General features: G+C 42.8%; 18 protein-coding genes. 10 read left to right on the top strand and 8 right to left on the bottom strand.

Annotated features, from left to right (window positions below):
• Positions 1-10 precede the first annotated feature (10 nt).
• The 4 genes from MUS1_RS01910 to MUS1_RS16290 all read right to left on the bottom strand — a co-directional run bounded on the left by MUS1_RS01910 (position 11) and on the right by MUS1_RS16290 (position 2,866).
• Positions 11-304, bottom strand: coding sequence for a DUF6172 family protein (locus MUS1_RS01910; RefSeq protein WP_036158298.1), 294 nt, complete (start codon positions 302-304; stop codon positions 11-13).
• Positions 305-516: 212 nt separating this feature from the next.
• A complete protein-coding gene (locus MUS1_RS01905; RefSeq protein WP_036158295.1) occupies positions 517-1,707 on the bottom strand; it encodes an MFS transporter in 1,191 nt (396 codons plus the stop codon).
• A gap of 11 nt (positions 1,708-1,718) precedes the next feature.
• The gene (locus MUS1_RS01900) at positions 1,719-2,693 is read right to left on the bottom strand and encodes an MFS transporter (RefSeq protein ID WP_342665478.1); all 975 of its coding nucleotides are present in this window, start codon (positions 2,691-2,693) and stop codon (positions 1,719-1,721) included.
• 41 nt (positions 2,694-2,734) lie between these two features.
• A complete protein-coding gene (locus tag MUS1_RS16290) occupies positions 2,735-2,866 on the bottom strand; it encodes a hypothetical protein (RefSeq protein WP_281171159.1) in 132 nt (43 codons plus the stop codon).
• A 78-nt stretch (positions 2,867-2,944) separates the two neighbouring features.
• Between MUS1_RS16290 and MUS1_RS01895 the strand changes: the two genes are divergently transcribed.
• Positions 2,945-3,862, top strand: a complete 918-nt coding sequence (locus MUS1_RS01895; protein ID WP_036158292.1) for a LysR family transcriptional regulator — start codon at positions 2,945-2,947, stop codon at positions 3,860-3,862.
• Between the two features lie 143 nt (positions 3,863-4,005).
• Here MUS1_RS01895 and nusB read toward each other — a convergent pair whose 3' ends face one another.
• The 3 genes from nusB to nrdR all read right to left on the bottom strand — a co-directional run bounded on the left by nusB (position 4,006) and on the right by nrdR (position 6,454).
• Complete coding sequence (gene nusB / locus MUS1_RS01890; RefSeq protein WP_036158289.1) at positions 4,006-4,512, bottom strand: transcription antitermination factor NusB; 507 nt, start codon at positions 4,510-4,512, stop codon at positions 4,006-4,008.
• Between the two features lie 299 nt (positions 4,513-4,811).
• Positions 4,812-5,960, bottom strand: a complete 1,149-nt coding sequence (ribD, locus tag MUS1_RS01885) for a bifunctional diaminohydroxyphosphoribosylaminopyrimidine deaminase/5-amino-6-(5-phosphoribosylamino)uracil reductase RibD (protein ID WP_036158287.1) — start codon at positions 5,958-5,960, stop codon at positions 4,812-4,814.
• Positions 5,957-6,454 (bottom strand): transcriptional regulator NrdR, encoded by a 498-nt coding sequence (gene nrdR, locus MUS1_RS01880; protein WP_036158284.1) that lies wholly within the window; start codon positions 6,452-6,454, stop codon positions 5,957-5,959. Before nrdR ends, ribD begins: the two co-directional genes overlap by 4 nt.
• A 148-nt stretch (positions 6,455-6,602) precedes the next feature.
• Here nrdR and MUS1_RS01875 point away from each other — a divergent pair, with 148 nt between their 5' ends.
• The 8 genes from MUS1_RS01875 to MUS1_RS01840 all read left to right on the top strand — a co-directional run bounded on the left by MUS1_RS01875 (position 6,603) and on the right by MUS1_RS01840 (position 18,489).
• A complete protein-coding gene (locus tag MUS1_RS01875) occupies positions 6,603-7,526 on the top strand; it encodes a DMT family transporter (RefSeq protein WP_036158281.1) in 924 nt (307 codons plus the stop codon).
• Positions 7,527-7,582: 56 nt separating this feature from the next.
• Complete coding sequence (ettA, locus tag MUS1_RS01870) at positions 7,583-9,244, top strand: energy-dependent translational throttle protein EttA (RefSeq protein WP_036158278.1); 1,662 nt, start codon at positions 7,583-7,585, stop codon at positions 9,242-9,244.
• 337 nt (positions 9,245-9,581) lie between these two features.
• On the top strand, positions 9,582-10,451 hold the full coding sequence (locus tag MUS1_RS01865; protein WP_245595711.1) for an ABC transporter ATP-binding protein: 870 nt from the start codon (positions 9,582-9,584) through the stop codon (positions 10,449-10,451).
• A gap of 3 nt (positions 10,452-10,454) precedes the next feature.
• A complete protein-coding gene (locus MUS1_RS01860; RefSeq protein ID WP_036158275.1) occupies positions 10,455-11,441 on the top strand; it encodes an ABC transporter substrate-binding protein in 987 nt (328 codons plus the stop codon).
• Positions 11,441-12,499: a FecCD family ABC transporter permease gene (locus MUS1_RS01855; protein WP_036158272.1), complete on the top strand. Its 1,059-nt coding sequence runs from the start codon at positions 11,441-11,443 to the stop codon at positions 12,497-12,499. Before MUS1_RS01860 ends, MUS1_RS01855 begins: the two co-directional genes overlap by 1 nt.
• Before the next feature lie 247 nt (positions 12,500-12,746).
• Positions 12,747-16,124, top strand: a complete 3,378-nt coding sequence (locus tag MUS1_RS01850; protein WP_051436044.1) for a PAS domain S-box protein — start codon at positions 12,747-12,749, stop codon at positions 16,122-16,124.
• On the top strand, positions 16,121-17,122 hold the full coding sequence (locus MUS1_RS01845; RefSeq protein ID WP_036158269.1) for a response regulator: 1,002 nt from the start codon (positions 16,121-16,123) through the stop codon (positions 17,120-17,122). Before MUS1_RS01850 ends, MUS1_RS01845 begins: the two co-directional genes overlap by 4 nt.
• A gap of 68 nt (positions 17,123-17,190) precedes the next feature.
• The gene (locus tag MUS1_RS01840; protein ID WP_036158267.1) at positions 17,191-18,489 is read left to right on the top strand and encodes a methyl-accepting chemotaxis protein; all 1,299 of its coding nucleotides are present in this window, start codon (positions 17,191-17,193) and stop codon (positions 18,487-18,489) included.
• A gap of 141 nt (positions 18,490-18,630) precedes the next feature.
• On the opposite strand, the gene MUS1_RS01835 is transcribed toward MUS1_RS01840, so the two are convergent.
• Positions 18,631-19,536, bottom strand: a complete 906-nt coding sequence (locus MUS1_RS01835; RefSeq protein WP_036158264.1) for a LysR substrate-binding domain-containing protein — start codon at positions 19,534-19,536, stop codon at positions 18,631-18,633.
• Positions 19,537-19,674: 138 nt separating this feature from the next.
• On the opposite strand from MUS1_RS01835, the gene MUS1_RS01830 reads away from it, so the two are divergent.
• Entirely contained in the window at positions 19,675-21,267 is a 1,593-nt protein-coding gene (locus tag MUS1_RS01830) for an aldehyde dehydrogenase (NADP(+)) (RefSeq protein WP_036158262.1), read from the top strand.
• Positions 21,268-21,426: the final 159 nt, after the last annotated feature.

Genomic DNA, 21,426 nt, shown 5'->3' with positions numbered 1-21,426 from the left:
CACTGAAGTCTTAAGCGTCTGGGCGCTTAGCGCGAGACTTTGGTGTTGCGATTACCTCAAGGTAGAAAGACTTCCAATGTTGGCTCTGTGCAGAACTAATATTGGTATTGATATCACCTTCGTGAATCACTCTAGCTTTCTCTGCTGTTTGGCCAAACTTACAATCAAATCCCCAAAAATCCGCATCTTCAGGCAAGGCTTTTGCACGTTCTTGCTTGATGTATTTTTTCACTTCATTTTTTGCTTCTTCAATGATGCGTTGATACGGTTTTTTGGGGTGAGATAAAACAAAGTTCTTTTTCATTGGAGTCCTACAAATATTAGATAAGGCGGATAGTGACCGTCTTTATAGCGCATATAATAACGGGTTAGCTCTGATGCAGCCAGAATAAGCGTTATTAGTACGTTAAAAAGATCAAAAACAAATATATGTGATTCCTACAATATTTTTTGGTTCATGCATAAGTTATGATCTTTCACTCACCTAGAGGCCTCTGCACGAAGCAACGAGCGAGGTTAAGCGCCTTCTTTTGATTGATAGCGGCCAACTAAGTTATTCGTTGCAAAACTGAGCAATATCATCACACCACTAAACAAAGCAACACCGTACCAGCCGTACATATCAAACATCATAACGCCTATATAGGAACCCAATGCCGCACCTAAATAATACCCCAACATATAAACCGCATTAATACGGCTTTGAGCAGCAGGATCAATGGAGAACACCCTCACTTGATTTGAAACTTGTGAAATAAAGACACCAAGATCAATCAAGATAATGCCCACAATTAAGCCAATTAAGCTTTCACCGAACACACCAGATACAAAGAAACCAACCGCAATCAACACCAAAGCAATATTAATCATATTGCGCGAACCCACTTTGTGATTCCATACTCCTGCGATTTTTGCCCCAACAACACCCGCTAATGCCACCACACCAAACAAACCCGCTTGCTGGGAGTTATAGCCAAAAGGCGCCTCGTGAACATGCAACGCCAATGTTGCCCAAAGCGCATTAAAAGCAGCAAACCAAAAACCGCCCGTTAACGTCGCTTGACGCAAAGTGGCATGCTTGACAATTAGGCTTCCCATACTCAACACCAGTTTAAAATAAGGCATTTTGTTCTCGGGCAGATTCTTCGGTAAAAAGGCGAACAAAAGCCCCCCAAATACCGACGCCAAGAGCGCTGACATTATAAATACTGCACGCCAGCCTAACTGTTCCCCCACAAATCCACTGATAGTCCGTGACAACAAAATGCCTATGGTTAACCCTGTCATTATGGTACCTATTACTCGCGCCTTGGTTTCTGGGGAACTCAAAGAAGCGGCAAAAGGAATAAGTTGTTGCGTAATATTCGCGCTTAATCCCACCATAAAACAGGCAGCCAGCAAGACATAAAAATTTGCCGAATTAGAGGCAAGCAAAGACGAAGCCACCAATAAAATAGACAAAATCGTAATAATATTTCTTCGTGGCATAGTATCGCCAAGAGGCGACAAAAAGAGTAACGCAGCCGCATAACCAATTTGTCCAGACGCAAGAACAGCACCTAATTGATCGCTAGTTAAACTAAGGTCTTCGCCAATTTGTGGAAGTATTGGCTGATTATAAAAAAGGTTGGCTGCCGTTGCTGAAACCGCGCTCGACATCAGCAACAACTGACCTCGTGAAAGAGAAGATGACTTTTTCTGACTCATATTGACTCCTGTTATGCAGAGGTTTTTCTATTAACGACAGCAATACTACAAAGCACAGCAAGGCCAGCACAGACTAAGAAAATCTTGCCATGATTCAATGGAATAAATTCTAGAACGGAAGTTACAAACTGACCGGTGAAAACGGCCATAGCAAACAAAGACAGATTACGCCCTAAATTGCGACTATTGCTCATTTCAACGGTAGAGTGATTCAGTAATGGAATAGACAAACCAAAACCTATACCAGCGAACACAGAAGCAAGGATAATGCTCATAGTTACGCTACTGAATGCGAACAATACATGCCCTATTGCATAGGTTAGAAAGGCAATCCCTAAGGTGTATTTCACACTAAAACGCGCCACCACTTTAGGCATAGTCATCGCAGAAAATACCGCCACTAAAGAGATAAATGACAACACATAACCAGTTTGTGCTTCACTGTAATCTAAGCTTGCAAGGAAACCGGGTAAGGAAATAATAAAGCTAAAAAACAAACCCATCGCTAAGACAGTAAACAACATTATCGATCCCATAGAAGATGCATTGCTTGAAACAGTGACGCTATTTTCTTCAGGTATGTCTGATGCTTTACGGCGAGGAACAAAAAACACCGTCAGAATCGCACATAGCAAACCCATGACATAAAGTAAAAACGGTGCTTGCCAGCTCAACTCACTCAGTAATCCACCAATAAATAAAAACACCACGCCACCAAGTTCAATTGCCATACCTTGTTTGGCAATCATGTTTAGTCGCGCAAACCCTTGATACCACTGTGAAATCACCGCCGTACCTGCGGCCATCAAACCTGCAGCAAAACCGCCGAGGATGATGCGGTCAATCGCTATTTGCCAAGGACCATACAGAAAAGCACCACCAGCGCCTAAAATGAAATATCCCCACAAACTAATGAGCAAAGTAGTTCTGGCACCAATATGATCAATTAATTTGCCAAACAAAGGCGCAAAAATCATCGCTCCCAAGGCAGGTAACGTAATGAGTAGAGGGGCATAATTACTTACACCTAACCCTTCAGCAACTGTATGTACCCCGGCGCTAAGGCGGCCCCCACCATAATAGTCAGCATGGCAACCAACAATAATGAAAGCTCACCTAAACGAGACAACAACATAATAACCTCTAAAAAATTAAACATTAGGAGAGGCACTTTACAATGAAGTCATTGATGCGTTAAATGATATAAATTTAACAAACTAATCTTATTTTGACATATATGAACTTTAAACATTTAAAGACTTTTATAGAAGTCGCTAATGGCCAAAGCTTTTCCAATGCTGCAGCTCGATTACATACAGTGCAAAGCGCCATCAGCCGACACATTAACGCCCTTGAAGAAGAATTGGGGGTGAGTTTGTTTGAGCGTAATACCCGCCATGTCGCACTAACAAGATCCGGAGAAGTTTATCTAACTCATGCGAAAGCCATCGTGGCTCATTGTGAGCAAGCCAAACACGATGCTCAACTAGTTGCTCAAGGGAAGCAAGGCGTCTTACGAATTGGTTATTTGAGTTCCGCATGCGCGCATTTTTTACCTTCTATGTTACGACGCTTTAATGAGTTTGCATCCAACATTGATGTGCAAATATTTGAAATGACTGCAGCTGAACAATTAACCGCATTTATAGATGGAAGCATAGACATTGGCTTTTCACGACCCGTCGATTACGGCTATGAAGGCTTAATAAAGCACAAACATTTAAGTGATGATCCCATTTATCTCGTAGTCAATGATACTCACTTTTTAGCTGAAAAAGGTGAAGCTGGGCTTTCTGACCTAATACCTTACCCTTTAACACTTTTTGCACGAGAACAAGCCATTGGCCTGTTTGATACTCTCATTAGTGTGTTTCATCAACACGACATCAGACCAAAGGTTCACAGTGAACCAGCCTCCATGCAGGCACTATTAACCCAAGTAGCCAGCAGTCAAAGTGTTGCATTAGTGCCAGGATGCGTTCGCAATCTACAAACCCAACAGTGTCGCTTTATCCCTTTGAACATCAAGATATTTGTCCCGCTGGAAATGCATTGGGAAAACAGTCCTACAGCAACGGCACAAACTTGGCTCCATTGGTGTGAACAACATGTTAATTTAGAACGAGAAACCGCTACACCCTGTTCGTCAGCATAAAAACAGAACTGGACAGCTCAACAACCAATCACCCATAAAAAAGCCCCGTTATTAACAAGTAATAATGGGGCTCTTAGCTATCTTTCAATAACGCTTTCGGTGACGTTCTGGCTCTCTTACCTTTTAGGAACTCACCTTATCGATTATTTATTTGCATCTCGGCGTGCTGCAATTTCTTCCATACGAACACGTTGCGCTAGTTTGTCTAAAATACCATTTACGTATTTGTGGCTTTCAGTTGCACCAAAACCTTTTGCTAACTCAACACCTTCGTTGATCGCAACGCGGTATGGCACATCTAGACGCTCTGACAATTCGAATGCGCCAATACGCATAACCGCCAATTCAATTGGATCAAGTTCGCTCAATGGACGGTCTAGTAACTCTTCAAACAATCCGTCTAGCTTTTTAGCGCTGGCGGTTACGCCTTGCAGAAGCTCACGGAAGTAAGGTTTATCACAAGAATCCATGTCTTGGTCAATCACGAATTGGGTTTCAATTTCGCTAACAGCAGATTGGTTCATCTGCCATTGGTAAACCGCTTGTAATGCCAAACGACGAGAAGCACTGCGCATTTGCGAACGTGAAGGCTTTTTCACCTTCTTTTTCGGTGCTGGAGTTTGATCGTTTGTTGTTTCCACTTCGCTCATTTTTTGCCTCAGTTATCCAGACTACGTCGCCTTGTAAGCTAACATTTTCGTCTGTTTGGTAGTGCTTATGTTCGTCTGCTAGACAGCGCCTTGGGTCATTATGGCCCAAGGCGCAAATATAGGTTTCATCTTGGCCGGCGATTATAGCAATTTTTATCCTACGTTTCTCGGCAAAGTTTTCTAAATATCACAAAGAAAACATCCTTTTTTACAATCTACAGCCAAGAAACGAGAAAAAGGCTTAGAAAGCAATGACTCAGCGTTAACGATAAGCCAACACTTTCTTCAAAATCACTAGGTTAAAGCTCGTCATCATCCAGATACGTTGGCAAATATACCAAACGCAAATCTTGACCTATTTGACGCACAGATTTGAGCTCTAATTCCACTGCTTCATCCATGGTTTCTAAAGGCAGTTGAAACAAAGGACGCGCACTCGAACCCAATAATTTAGGGGCCATGTAAACAACAATTTCATCCACTAAACCGGCTTGTAAAAAACCGCCTGCTAATTCAGAACCCGTTTCAAGCAAAACCTCATTAATACCAGCGTCAGCAAGTTGCTCCATGGCATCTAATAAATCCAAACGACCATCTTCACCGCGAGGTGAAAAACGCACCGTGACGCCTTTCTTTTTCAGCACTTCAAGGTGTTCGTCTTCGATCTCTTCTTCGATAGAAAAGACACAGGCTTGTGATGTTGGATAAAGAATCTTAGCTTCTGGCACAATGGACAAAGCCGTATCCATAACAACACGCAAAGGTTGACGCACGGTTTTCGGATCGGCTTCTTGATCGTTACTGTCAATACGAACCGTCATGCTCGGATTGTCTGTTAGAACAGAACCAATACCTGTCACAATCGCATCGCTTTGAGCGCGCAAACGCTGCACATCAAGGCGCGCTTCGATTCCGGTAATCCATTGGCTTTCGCCGGATTCCATCGCGGTGCGACCATCGATACTCATTGCCAATTTCACACGTACGTAAGGCAAGCCTTCTCGCATGCGTTTAATAAAACCTAGATTAAGTGCTTCGCATTCAGCTTCTTGAATAGGTCCAATCACCTCGATACCGGCTTTTTTCAGTTTTTTCAAGCCATTACCTGATACTTCTGGATTCGGATCTTGAATCCCAAACACCACACATGCCACACCAGCCTTGATCAAAGCGTCGGCACAAGGCCCTGTTTTGCCTTGATGACTGCAAGGTTCTAGCGTCACGTAAGCAGTTGCGCCTTTAGTGTCTTGGCTATTTTGCTTGGCATCATTAATAGCATGCACTTCTGCGTGCGCTTCGCCATATTTCAGGTGAAAGCCTTGGCCTATTAGCTGACCATCTTTTACTAAGACACAACCAACGCGAGGATTTGGATGCGTTGTATACAGGCCTTTGTTTGCCAATTGAATGGCTTTCGCCATCCAGTATTCGTGATTATGAATTGTCATTCTTTGTCTTCTTTGTCTTTTTTAAGAGCTTGTAATTCCGCACTGCTACTTTCTAGGCGGTCAATCGCCTCACGGAACTCGCTAATGTCTTTAAAACTTCGATAAACCGAGGCGAACCGAACATACGCTACCTGATCAAGCTGTTGCAATTCATCCATTACCGCTTCGCCAGCCCAACGAGAAGGTAACTCTCGCTCACCGGTTGCCTGCATTTTTTCCTTGATTCTGGTGATCGCAGTTTCAATCGCTTCACTGCTCACTGGGCGTTTTTCTATCGCTTTAATGATGCCATTACGTAACTTATCTTCATCGAACGCCTCACGGCTGCCATCACTTTTGATCAGTTTTGGCATTTGTAATTCGGCTACTTCAAACGTGGTAAAACGCTCATGACAATGAATACAAGTACGACGACGGCGTACTTGTGCGGCTTCCGAAACTAACCGCGAGTCGACTACTTTAGTATCTAGAGTTCCACAAAAAGGGCATCGCATAGCGCTTCCAATATCACTAAATTGGTGTAAGAATGCCTATATTTAGGCTATTCATTTCTGGCACAAATAATACCAATCTAGCCATCATATAGCTACTGAGTAACAGCGCGCGTTTTCATACAAAAATAGAAAGAACATCAGGATATTTATGCCGTTAGCAGAACTCGCTGGTTTAGCCGCCGCATTGTGTTGGACAATCTCTAGTTTAATGGCGCCTAGATTAATACAACGCTTTGGCACCATGCGTTTCAATACCGTTCGAATCGCTATCGCCAGCGCTATTTTGTTACTTGTTTGTGTTATTGGTCAGCGCTTTAGTTCTCAACTATGGCAACACTCAGAAATGATCATGCTGTCTGGTTTACTGGGCATATTTCTTGGCGACACAATGTTGTTTAGCGCGGTACATCGTCTTGGACCAAGACGCACAGGTGTCATTTTTGCAACCAATGCACCGATGTCGATTTTGCTCAGTTGGCTATTTCTAGATGAATACCTTTCCTTTAGCCAATTATTTGCCTGTGGACTGGTATTGACTGGCGTCATTATCGCTATTTTATTTGGTAAACGCTCTGCTTTTAAGGAAGATAAAAGTAACCACGCGTGGGAACAAACTAAAGGCAAGCTGAGTATCGGCATTCTTATGGCGCTGGGTGGCGCACTTGGACAAGCCTGCGGTGCATTGCTTAGTAAGCCCGCTTTATTAGATGGCGCCGACCCAATTGCAGTTTCAGCCTTACGCGTTAGCACAGGTGCAATCGCTCTTATTCTTGCGTATGGTTTATTTTATCGCCACAAGAAACCCACAGAAGCTCTTCCTTTTTGGCAACTGAACGCATCTGATTTTCTCGGTATAATCGCCATGGCGACGATTGGTATGGTAATCGGTATGAGTCTTTTGGTTTGGGGTGTCGGAAACGCCAATGTCGGCATAGTGACTACATTGTCGGCTGTCGTGCCTGTGCTTATCTTACCGGCGTTATGGATTACCACTGGCCAACGGCCTGCATTCGGCGCTTGGCTAGGGGCAATTTTAGTGGTGGCTGGCGCTGCGCTGATCATTCTTCATTAGCGCCAGCTGTGCTATCCTTACGGTACTTTCAAATAATTCAATAAGTGACTCATTTTATGGCTCAGTTTGTATACAGCATGAACCGCGTTGGGAAGGTTGTTCCTCCTAAACGTGAGATTCTTAAAGATATTTCTCTTTCATTCTTCCCTGGCGCTAAGATCGGCGTGTTGGGTCTTAACGGTTCTGGTAAATCGACTCTTTTACGCATTATGGCAGGTGTTGATACCGAGCATAATGGTGAAGCACGTCCAATGCCGGGTATTAAAATCGGTTATTTGGAGCAAGAACCTCATCTTGATCCAACGAAAAACGTACGCGGTATTGTTGAAGAAGCCTTCGAAGACGTTATCACGGCGATGGCCCGTTTGGATGCGGTTTATGCAGAATACGCAGAACCAGACGCTGATTTTGACGCGCTAGCAAAAGAGCAAGGCCAACTTGAAGCCTTGATCGAAGCGAAAGAAGGCCACAACTTAGAACGTGCCCTTGAAGTAGCCGCTGACGCACTTCGTCTTCCACCTTGGGAAGCAAGTGTTGAGCATCTTTCTGGTGGTGAACGTCGTCGTGTTGCTCTATGTCGCCTATTGCTCAACAAGCCAGACATGATCCTTCTCGACGAGCCAACTAACCATTTGGATGCTGAATCCGTTGCTTGGCTAGAACGCTTCTTGAAAGACTACCCAGGCACCGTTGTGGCGATTACCCATGACCGTTATTTCCTTGATAACGCTGCTGGCTGGATTCTGGAACTTGACCGTGGACACGGTATTCCATACGAAGGTAACTACTCTTCTTGGTTGGAACAAAAAGACGCTCGACTACAAAGTGAAGCCAAACAACAAGCCTCTCATCAAAAAGCCATCAAATCGGAACTTGAATGGGTTCGTCAAGGTGCTAAAGGTCGTCAGTCTAAATCCAAAGCACGTTTGGCTCGATTCGAAGAAATGAACTCACAAGAGTTCCAAGATCGTAACGAAACCAACGAACTGTACATTCCACCGGGGCCACGTCTTGGCGGGAAAGTCATCGAAATCGAAGGCGTCAGCAAAAGTTTCGAACACAAGATGTTGCTGGAAGACTTCAACATGGTCGTGCCACAAGGCGCTATCGTTGGTGTGGTTGGCGGTAACGGTGCTGGTAAATCGACCTTGTTCAAAATGATTGCCGGAATCGAACAACCAGACACAGGCACAGTCACACTGGGCGAAACAGTACAACTGGCTTACGTTGATCAAATGCGTGAACTGGATGGCGATAAAACCGTGTTTGAAGAAATTGCCGACGGCCAAGACATGATCACTGTCCACAACTACAAAGTCGTGTCTCGTGCTTACATCGGTCGCTTTAACTTCAAAGGATCGGATCAACAGAAATTAGTTAAGCATTTGTCAGGTGGTGAGCGTAACCGTTTGCACCTTGCGAAATTGCTGAAGGAAGGCGGCAACGTATTGCTACTGGATGAGCCAACCAATGATCTTGACGTAGAAACATTACGAGCACTGGAAGACGCGTTACTGGCCTTCCCTGGTGCCGCGATTGTTATTTCCCATGACCGTTGGTTCCTAGACCGTATCGCTACGCATATCCTTGCATACGAAGGCGATTCTAAAGCCGTATTCTTCGAAGGTAACTACGCAGAATACGAAGCCGACTACAAACAACGTACTGGTAACGAAGCCACACCAACACGTATCAAATACAAACGTATTGACGCGTAATTCTAGTTAATAGGATTTGGTTTGGGTTTTAGAATGGAAAACCGCTTTCACAAATGGAAGCGGTTTTTTGTGTGAAATAGCTTTTAATAATTTTTTGTCAAGAAGCTCATTAAGACAAAACATAAGAACACTTATTATTTTACACTTTTCTTTATTTCCCCTATTTATTGACCCACTGTATTTAATCTCTACATGTAAAGATGAAAATTCTGACGACGCCACGACTTGTTCATATAAAGCCAGCTACGTATAGTCAGCACAGTTGAAAACTGTGCTTGTCTTTATATTTTAAAATGTTACTTTATAACAATGCTGGCATTATGGACCTTGATTACTCTTGATAGACAATACAACCCACTCTAACCCACCACAGCAAGCTGCGGCACTGCCTGTCTGCTTGTCAAATTGCCAACCAGCTGCATTGATGTTGGATAATGTGGCTTGGTCACCGTACAAAGACAAACCCTTACTCGCGCCAATTAGCCTATCCGTTAATGCTGGTGAGTTTGTTGCTGTAGTGGGCCCAAATGGTTCAGGTAAAACCAGCTTATTACGATGCCTTTATCGAGTTAATAAACCAACTGCAGGCCGAGTTTTGATCGATAAGAAAGACATCTGGTCTCTCTCTGCTCGTCAATGCGCTCAACGTATCGCTACTGTTTTACAAGACTCTGGCGCTGAATTTGGTTTGAGTGTGTTTGAAATGGTGGAGATTGGCCTGACACCAAAATCCATCAACTGGAAACGCACGGACAAAGACGTCAATATTATCAATGATATTTTAACCTTATTGGATGTTGCTCATTTTGCGGATCGCTCGTTTAGCTCACTGTCTGGCGGTGAACGTCAACGTGTCATGATTGCGCGGGCTCTAGTGCAAAATCCAGACATTTTAATTCTAGACGAACCTACTAATCATTTGGATATTCGTCATCAGCTCGAAGTACTCGAACTGCTCGCAACGCTTCCTTGCACCATCATTGTGTCTTTGCATGACCTATCTCTTGCGTCGGCTTACGCGGATCGCGTTTTAGTAATGAAAGAAGGTCAGATGCAAAATTACTCTGAACCGAAAAGCGTATTCACTCAAGAACAAATACGGCAAGTCTTTGATGTAGAAACTATTATTGACGAACACCCTACTACCCAACGCCCACGATTTTCCTTTTACTTAAATAACAAACAGCTGAATAAAAAGCAGGATTAGCTTATGACCCTTTCCACTCGTCAACACATCAAATACACTTCCTTTTTGGTAACAGGTTTGATATTCAGTGCCTTACAGACCAGCGAATTACAAGCCGCTGAGTCTCACTACCCAGTTAAGGTACAAAGTTGTGATCGTACGGTAACCTTTAATCAAGTACCGAAAGCAGCGATTCCAAACGATTCAAACCTAACAGAAATGATGCTGGCATTGCGCCTTCAAGATCACATGGTGGGCTTTACCGGCGTGTCTGGCTGGAAGACCTTAGACGCAGAGTTACGTAAAGGCATTGGTGAACTGCCTGAACTCTCTCCAAAATATCCAACCAAAGAAGTCCTACTTGGCGCAGACGCCGACTTCTATTTTGCAGGCTGGAACTATGGCATGCGAGTCGGCGGTGGCGTGACGCCTGATACATTGGCACCGCTCGGTATTAAGGTATATGAACTGACCGAAAGCTGCATTCACATCATCGACAAACCAAAAGCTTCTATGAATGACATGTACAACGATTTGTTGAATTTAGGTCGTATTTTTAATGTCGAAGAACGTGCAAATAACTTAGTCGATGGCTATAAAAAAGAACTCGCAACTTTCCAAGAAAACCTAGCACCACTGGCTCAATCTGTCAGTGTGTTTGTCTACGACTCTGGCGAAGAACAACCTTTTACCGCTGGGCGACATGCGATGCCAACCGCTTTGATTGAAGCCGCTGGCGGCAAAAACATCGTCGATGATGTACGTAAGAGCTGGATTCAAATTGGTTGGGAATCGGTGATTGATCGCGCACCTGAAGTGATTGTCATCGTGAATTATGGCGAAGTGACTGCACAGCAAAAAATAAATTTCTTACGCAGCAACTCTGCGTTCAGTGATATTCCAGCAGTTAAAAACAACCGCTTTGTCGTTTTAGAATACGTTGAAGCGACACCCGGTCCGCGTAATATAGAGGCGATCAAACGCTTAGCTAAGGCCTTTAGAACAGAATAATGAACGTATCCAAACAGAAAACCATGCTCATCGCTAAAATACCTTTACGAGTTTTGTTATTCGCGTTGAGCATTTTCCTCATTATTTTAATGGGGGTTGCCATTGGCGTTGGTTCAGTACCGATTTCGCAATCGACTGTTTGGGGCGTTATTGGCAATAAGTTGTCATTTACCAACAGCTTGCCAACTTGGTCGATGGGAAGAGAAAACATTGTCTGGGCCGTGCGTTTACCTAGAGTCATTTTGGCCGCCATTGTGGGTGCAACATTGGCGGTTGTGGGAGCCGCGTTGCAATCAGTAACTCGAAACCCTTTAGCTGATCCTCATCTTTTGGGGATTTCGTCTGGCGCCGCATTGGGTGCCATTATTGCCTTGTTACATACAGGTATGATTTTAGGTGTTGTGACGGTGCCTGTGTTTGCCTTCCTTGGAGCACTGTTTGCGATGTTCCTAGTGTTGGGCGTAGCAAATTTTTCTATGGCACACAGTGCCGGACGATTGATTTTAGCCGGTGTAGCAGTGGCCTTTGTGCTTACCGCGTTAGGCAATTTGTTCATCTTTATGGGTGATCATCGAGCGTCTCATACTGTGATCTTTTGGATGTTAGGCGGATTAGGCCTCGCTCAATGGGGACAGCTTTGGTTCCCCTTCTTTACTCTCTTGTTGGGCGCAGGTTATCTAATTTATAAAGCAAGATACCTCAACGCAATGATGCTTGGAGATGAAACCGCCAGTACGTTAGGTGTGCCTGTACAGCGCTTTCGTTTAATCGTCATCGTAGTATGCGCGCTGTTAACTGGTGCAGCTGTGGCGTTTTCGGGCGTGATTGGTTTTGTCGGTTTGATGGTGCCGCACATTGTGCGTTTATTGGTTGGCGGAGATTACCGAAAAACCCTACCTTTATCGGCGTTATTCGGGGCATTATTTTTGGTCTTCGCCGACATCATTGCCAGAGTCATTATTCCACCAGAAGACATGCCAATCGGTATTTTAACTGGCTTGGCGGGCGGCATCGCCTTTGTCTTCCTAATGAGACAAAGACGTAACGTGGCCTTGTAAAGATTGTTACCTTAGTGAATACCATGCGGTCGTTATTACCATGAGACGCTAAACTCAAAAAACAAACCCTAGATACTAATAACAGTAGTTCTGCGTTTAAAATTTACATTAAACTTACGATCAGTAATATTTATACCTTTTGTTTTAGGTTAAAATCTATACGAAATATTTACCATGAAATAAAATGATTTTTTGATTTTTGTTTTTAACTTTATATCCTTTTATTTCAGGAATTAGGCGCATTTACATGAATTGGCTTCAAGATTTTTTTGTTTTTGATATGACAAATTATCAAACGGATATGGGCACTTATAATTATTGGCTCGTATTTTTGTCTATCTTGTTGTCGTCTTCTGCGTCGTTTTTCTCCCTGCATTTCGCCTCAGTGGCTCAACACATTGCGACTAAGAAACACAAAAACATTGCGGTTATTTCTGGCTCTTTTGTTATGGCCGGTGGCATTTGGAGTATGCACTTTGTTGGTATGTTGGCGTACGACATGGGACATTCTGTTAGCTACGAGCCTTGGCTGACTCTGTTTTCTATTATTCCTAGTGTCATTGCGTCTTACATCACATTGAATCTATTGATCAAAGATCAATTGTCGCCTTGGGAATTGGTCTTCGGCGGCACCATTGTCGGCCTAGGCATAGGCACCATGCATTACATGGGAATGGCGGCCATGGAAATGAACGTCATTTTACGCTACGACCCTTATTGGTTTGCTTTGTCGATCGTAGTTGCGGCAGGGCTCGCGATTATTGCTTTGGCAACTCGCTACTACATTCTCAAAATATACCCAAATTTACACGAAGGTATCGTTAATGCTTTGGGTGCGACGATTATGGGTGCGGCGATATCGGGCATGCATTATACCGGCATGACAGGCGCTCGCTATATTTCTCTCCCTAACTCTACGCATGATCAGCACATGCATCATATGCAACAAGAGACAGGAGTAGATAATTATTACTTATCTTTAGCGGTATCTGTTGCCACTTTGTTAATATCCATACTGGCAACCAATATCGCCTCTCAGCTTCGTTATCGTCAGCTTTTGCTGGAAAAAACGTCAAATGAACTTCGCTTATCCACCACTTTAGACACAGCGGTTGACGGTATTATCACCATTGATCATAAAGGTACTATCCAAGAGTTCAACAATGCTGCTGAAAGTATTTTTGGTTGGAGTGAAGTGGAAGTAATTGGGCAAAATGTTTCTATTTTAATGCCTGAGCCTTATCAAAGAGAACACGACAGCTATTTATCCAATTACAGAAACACAGGTTTCAAAAAAGCCATCGGTATCGAGCAAGAAGTGACAGCCTTACACAGAGATGGTCACATTTTCCCAATTCGTTTAGGGATTGGCGAAGTTAAACTCGATGGTTTCGATCCTCTTTTTGTTGGCTTCGTCACAGACATTTCTGCTCGTCGCGCTATGGAAGAAACCATTCGTAAAAACGAAGAGCAATACAGTTCTTTGATTAAGAATATTCCTGGTGCTTCGTTTCGATGTAAGTTGAACACAAACTGGGACATTCTGTTTATTAGTGACGCCATTGAAAAACTATCAGGCTGGAAAGTAGAAGACTTCCATAATGGCAATGCATCTTTAGCGGATCTTATTCACCCAGAAGATAATGAAAAACTCTTGGAAGCGGTGAATGTTGCAAAAAACGGCAACGGTACTTATACCGTAGAATATCGTTCCAAACACAAAAATGGCCATTACCTTTGGGTACTGGAAAATGGTTCTTTGGCTTTCGATGAAAATAATGAACCGCAGTGGATTGACGGCGTAATCCTAGACATTTCGTCTAGAATTGAAATGGAAGTGGATTTACGTCAAGCGAAGCTCAAAGCCGAGCAGTCTGCTGAAAGTAAGTCGGCTTTCCTTGCAAACATGAGTCACGAAATTCGCACACCGATGAATGCCATCATTGGCTTCTCTGACATTTTATTAGAGTCAGACATCTCTGCTGAAAACAAAAAACACCTCAGTACCATCAGTAAATCCGGTCGCGCACTACTGCATTTGTTAAACGATATTTTGGACAGCGCCAAGCTGGATAAAAATAAGTTGGAATTGGATGAGCTGCCTTTCGATCTGATGAATATGGTCGACACCGTCATTTCAACATTATGGTTGCAAGCCAAAACCAAAAATGTAGATTTAAGCTTCACCATTGAAGACAGTGTTGGAAAAGCCTATTTGGGGGCTGAAGGCCGTATTCATCAAGTTTTAATGAATCTAATTGGTAACGCCATAAAGTTCACTGAAATCGGCAGTGTAACGCTTGATATATCCAGACAAGAAAATGGTGATCTTCGTTTCGCAGTCACTGACACCGGCATAGGCATTCCAGCAGAAAGGTTGCATAAGATTTTTGATCCTTTCACTCAAGCTGACGCTTCGATGAGTCGACGTTTTGGTGGAACTGGTTTAGGAACAACCATATCGAAACAACTTGTTGAGCTGATGGGAGGTCAAATCCATGCAACAAGTGAGTTAAATGTGGGCAGTTGTTTTTATGTGGATTTACCACTCAAAGAAGCAGAACTTGTACCTGTTAATAAAGAAAAATCAAACCTAATGTTGGCCTCCAAACGCATTCTTATTGCCGACGATGTAGAACAGAACATCACTTTGCTGACGATTATTCTTCAACGCCAAGGCCATGAAGTGCATTTGGCCGAAGACGGCGCCGAAGTCGTGACTCAATTTAAAAAGCTTCAGCCAGACCTCATTTTAATGGACATTCAAATGCCCGTAATGGATGGTTTAACAGCGACCCAAATCATCCGAACCTACGAAAAAGACAACAGCTTATCTCGTACTCCTATTATCGCTCTGACGGCTAACGTATTACTGGAAGACAAACTCGAAGCACAACGTGCAGGTATGGACGGATTTGCCAACAAGCCTATCGATGTTAATGCACTAACCATAGAAATGGCACGTGTGTTAAATGTCGAAACCATAGAACAAGAAGTAACTGAACTAGATCAATCTGAGGTCTGCGTTAAAAAACAGATCAATTTCGAAAAAGGCTTGAAGCTATGGGGTGAAGTGCCAGTTTATTTAACTGAATTAGGTCATTTTTTAGCGCTCCATAACTCTTTAATCGAAACCTTGAAACGTCACTTAGAAAACAAGGCGTTCTCTGAAATTCATACCCTCGCACATGCAATTAAAGGTTCATCAAGTAACTTGGCCTTGCTAACCATTAGTAAACAAGCCACCGCAATAGAAGGTGCCGCCAAAGCAGAAAACGGTACTGAGTGTTTCGGTGTTATTCAAAAACTTGAAGACTACATGGCAAGTTTTGAACAAGAATTGGATGAACTTAGCAGTACACATTTAATAGAAAATGCCGACAACGACCAAACAACGTATCAAAAGATGTCTAAAGAAGCGTTGCTAGAGCTGATAGATGAGCTGATAAAATTAACGAGCGCAGGTGAAGTGGACGATCCTAAAATCGACTATTTTGTCGCCAATATTTGCCTAAATATGAAAAGCAAAGCAATTGGGGTAAGAAACGCACTCTTAGATTTTGACTTCGACGCTGCGTCAGCCATACTAATTGAATTAAAGACAATGATTGAGGAAGCGGCGTGATAATCGATAAAAAAATATCACCACGTATTTTATTGGTAGACGACGAACCAACAAATTTAAGAATCTTACGACACATTCTCCAAGACTATTATAAATTGTCTTTTGCCAAATCTGGAGAAGCGGCGTTAGATCTCATTGCGAAAGAGGAAATAGATCTCATTCTTTTAGATGTAATGATGCCAAACATGACAGGTCATGAGGTGTGCAGAACACTGAAAAGCAATGCGGCAACCAAAGAGATTCCGGTAATCTTCGTAACAGCACTAAAAGACGCGGCAGATGAAGAGCAAGGTTTTGACATTGGCGCAGTAGACTACATTACTAAGCCTGTTGTGCCTGCGGTTGTTTTAGCTCGTGTTAAAACGCATTTATCTTTAACCAGTGTTGCCAAGCTGCACCAGACCCACCTTGATCTCATTCAACGATTAGGCCGTGCAGCAGAATACAAAGACAACGAAACAGGCATGCACGTACAGCGAATGAGCCGTTATACCCGTGAACTTGCCCTGGCTTATGGGTTTTGTGAAGACTACGCCAACGATCTTATGATGGCTGCGCCTATGCACGATATTGGAAAAATAGGGATTGCCGACAATATTTTGTTAAAACCGGGAAAACTCACCGCTGAAGAATATGAAATAATGAAAACTCATGTGCAAATTGGTGCTGAGATTTTATCTAACCCTCGCTCTCACCTTATTCAATTAGCCCATATTATGGCGCTCTCACATCACGAAAAGTGGGATGGTTCAGGCTACCCCAACGGTTTATCCAAAGACGACATACCTATTGAAGGAAGGCTTATAGCCGTTGCCGATGTCTTTGACGCTTTAACCAGTGAACGTCCTTATAAAAGAGCATGGTCTATTGATGAGGCCGTTAATTACATCTTTGAACAATCAGGCTCGCATTTTGACCCTGCTATTCCGCCATTATTAAAACAAGTATTGCCAAAACTTTTAGAAATTAAGACCGAATTCTCAGAAGTAACAGAATAACTGATCCAATGTAGTGTTAAGAACGTATATGCATTAGGAAACTAAACATTACATAATGGAAATCCAACATGTTCTTTAAAAAACAAGCACCACCTGAAAACGCAGAAGCACAAATAGAAGCAATTCAAAATAGCGCGTTCATTGATGCTATGAGCAAGTTCTGCGCCACCATAAGCTTTCTGCCTGACGGCACTATATTAGACGCAAATACACAATTTTTAGGTGCTGCCGGTTATTCATTAGAAGAAGTACAAGGCAAAAAGCACGTTATCTTTTGTCCTGAAGAAATCGCTCAAAGCACAGAATATAAGAACTTTTGGCCATCTCTCGCTGCAGGAAAAAGCCAACAAGGTACATTTTTACGTCAACGAAAAGACGGATCAGACTTATGGCTGGAAGCGACTTATTTTCCTATTGAGATAGAAGGAAAAATTGTAAAAGTCGTAAAAATTGCAGCAGATGTGACAAAAGCAAAAGAGATATCAGACAGACAAGTGGCCGTTTTCAAAGCCATTGATCGCTCTTCTGCCACTATTGAATTCCAACCAGATGGAACAATCATCACTGCCAACAAAAACTTCCTAGACGCAATGGGTTACCCAATTAAGGAAGTCGTTGGTCAGCATCATCGTAAATTCTGTACAAATGACTTCTATCAAGAAAACCCTAATTTCTGGAAAGACCTAGCACAAGGGCACTTTATTACAGGTAAATTTGAGCGAATTGATAAACAAGGTCGAAAAGTATGGCTCGAAGCCAGCTACAACCCTATTTTTGATGATGAAGGCCAAGTTGTAAAGGTACTCAAGGTAGCGTCTGACATTACCCAAAGCATTAACGAGCAACACGCGACTCAAGAAGCTGCAGAAGTTGCTCACTCCACCTCAGTAGAAACATCGAAAGCTTCTGCAGACGGTGCTGAAATACTCAGTCGTACTGTTGAAACATCCGACAAAATTGTCCTTGAGATTGAAACTGCAACTCAGTTGATCGAGCAACTCAATGTTCAATCTGAAAACATCGCTAAAATTGTCACGACAATTGGCTCTATTGCAGATCAAACGAATCTACTTGCTTTAAACGCTGCCATTGAAGCCGCACGAGCTGGAGAACATGGTCGAGGCTTTGCAGTCGTTGCCGATGAAGTAAGAACCCTAGCGGCTCGCACCAGTACTTCAACTGTTGAGATTGAAGATATGGTTGCACAAAACAGCAGCTTAACTCGTCAGGCAAAAACAAACATGGATAATGTGAGCCAGCGCTCGCTTGAAAATGCTCAGCTTATTAACCAAGCGGCATCGATCATAGGACACATTCGAGCTGGTGCCGAACACGTTTCAACGACCGTGAGTAAACTGCTTCACTAAAATGATCTCTGACAGCAGAGATACAGACATAATATTTTGTGTATTTTCTTAATTAAACAAGAACTGAACATCATTGACTAAATGAAATCATTAAATAAGCGGCTTTATCTAAGCCGTTTATTTCTGAGAAAATTCAGCATCTTAATCACATCGCCCCACCATTAATGGATCCATTGCTAATTGCTCAAATAGCCATTTTTCAAATAACTGAATACTTTCTTGCTGCTCAGATTGCTGCGGATAAACAATAAAATAATGCCTTTGACTAGCGACACTTACTGGAAAAATTTGTCGTAACTTCCCTTGATCGAGTTCGTCTTTGATTAATATAGGATCTATCAACGCCACGCCAGTACCAGCAATACAGGCATCCAATATTTGCGATGTATTTTGAAAATCAAAAGATACTTCTGGATCGTTAAAAGCCAACTGCTGTGTCGAAAACCATTCATGCCATTCAGTCATTACATTTGCATTAAAAAGTAATGGCAGATCTAACAGATCTATCACCTGTTTAATGCTCGTAAATATGTCATTTCGACAAACGGCTACAAGGCGTTCGCGACATAATCTTTTTGCTATCATTCCATTCCAGGGACCAACACCTCGACGAATAGCTAAATCAAAATTACTTTTATTAAAATCGGACGAGCTCGTACTAGTCTGTACTTTTAATTGCCAGTTTGGTTGTGATGCCCTAAAACTTGCTAGCTTTGGCAGTAACCAACGAGTCGCAAAAAAGGGGACGATTGACATTTTAATTTCTTGATTGGTAACTAAAGCTTGATCTGTTAACTGCTCAGTTGCTCTTAATAATGTCTCTATTCCTAGCTTCACTTGCGGATAGTAACGCTCACCTTCTGCGCTTAAAACCACCTGCCGATCTAATCGCACAAATAACGTAACGCCCAACCGTTGTTCCAATTGTCTAATTTGATGGCTGACCGCGGAAGGTGAAATAAAAAGCTCTTCTGCAGCCAGTAAAAAACTGCTCAATCTAGCCGCACTTTCAAAAGTACGTAAACTATTTAGCGACGGTAATGCCATGTTCACACCCAGTAATAATTGATTTATATAGTATACATGAGCAAACGCTCATCCATAAGCTGAGAAGAACTCTTTTGTCGCCATTCAAGCGTCTCTCTATACTGAATTCAATTAAAATCCAACACAAGGAAAACGAATATGAACATCTCAGGAAAAATCTTAATCGCTAGTGAATGGTTACAGGGAGAAGGCAATAATTTCAATGCAAGCAATCCAAGTAATGGACAGCAGTCTAGCGAGACTTTCAGTAACGCGAGCACTGCTCAAGCACAAGCAGCTACTCTCGCAGCATCGCAAGCATTTGATATATATAGCCAATATAGTGATCAGAAAAAAGCAACGTTTCTGCGCACTATAGGCATTGAGCTCGAAAAAGTACGCTCTGCCATCGTCCAACGCGCCACTTGGGAAACAGCTTTACCAGAATCTCGCATTAACGGCGAACTGGGCAGAACAATCGGACAATTAAATATGTTTGCACAATTATTAGAAGATGGAGACTGGAAACGCCCTGTAATCGATCTTGCACAACCAGATCGTCAGCCATTACCTAAACCTGATATTAGATTGACTCAAGTTCCCCTGGGCCCTGTTGTTGTATTTTCAGCAAGTAACTTCCCATTAGCCTTCTCTGTCGCTGGCGGTGACACCGCATCCGCATTGGCGGCCGGCTGCCCCGTTATTGTTAAAAACCATAATGCACACCCAGGTACCTCTGAAATAGTGGCATCAGCGATTGTCGCAGCGATTAAACAATGTGGTATACCTAGCGGTGTGTTTTCCATGTTACATGGTGATGGTCGAATAATTGGTGCTGGCTTAGTCACTGATCCTAAAGTAAAAGCGGTAGGTTTTACAGGTTCTATTACTGGTGGACGTGCACTTTATAATTTAGCTGTTGGCCGCCCTGAACCTATTCCTTTTTATGGTGAATTAGGCTCTACTAATCCAGTATTTTTGCTACCGAAATCACTTGATGCTAACGCGGAAGAAATAGCGTCTTCATTTATTGGTGCTCTCATGATGGGCGTAGGTCAGTTTTGTACTAGCCCAGGTATCTTAATTGCTATCAAAGGCCAATCATTAAATAGACTTCTCGCCTCACTTGCTGAAAAAACACCAGCGTTAAACGCCGCGTCTATGCTGACGGCAGGTATTTGTAAAAGCTATCAACAGTCTTGTTTAACACGTGAAGCAATGCCAAGCCTTACAAAAATTGCCAGTGGTGAAAGTGCTGATAGTAAAGCCAGCCAAGCGCAAGTAAATCTATTCAGTGTCGATGCTGTCGATTACTTAAAACAGACAGAGTTAGAAGAAGAAGTATTTGGCCCATCTACGCTTGTTGTCTGTTGTGAAGACAGTGATCAACTATTAGCCGTTGCTAAAAGTCTAGGCGGACACCTAACGGCGGCATTATTTTCTGAAGAAGCGGATCAAGATCTAGCTAGCCAACTGCTACCGGTTCTACAGCAACGTGTCGGTAGGATTTTGTTTGATGGTTATGGCACCGGCGTTGAGCTGAGTTCCGCAATGTCTCACGGAGGCCCTTACCCTAGCAGTACAGCAAGTCAAACCACGTCTGTTGGCACTCGATCTATTGAGCGCTTTATACGTCCTGTCTGTTATCAAAATACGCCAGACGCTTTATTACCTATCGAGTTGAAAAATGCTAACCCTGATTCGGTAATGCGTTTAGTCAATAACAAGTGGTCGACTGATGCAATAAGCTAGATTGAGATAATTTAACACTCTTCATCTCTTCATTATTTTCTTAATGAAGTGATGAAGCTCAATCTAATTCTATAAAATAGCGGTTGTCTGAGATGCTAACTAAGTACTAGTTGTTTGCTGCATAAGCATGCTATCTAGGCCTATGGAAGGCTCAAGGAC

This window comes from Marinomonas ushuaiensis DSM 15871, assembly GCF_000521805.1.
In the GTDB taxonomy this organism is placed as follows: Bacteria; Pseudomonadota; Gammaproteobacteria; order Pseudomonadales; family Marinomonadaceae; genus Marinomonas; species Marinomonas ushuaiensis.
This window is presented reverse-complemented; position numbering and strand designations above follow the sequence as displayed.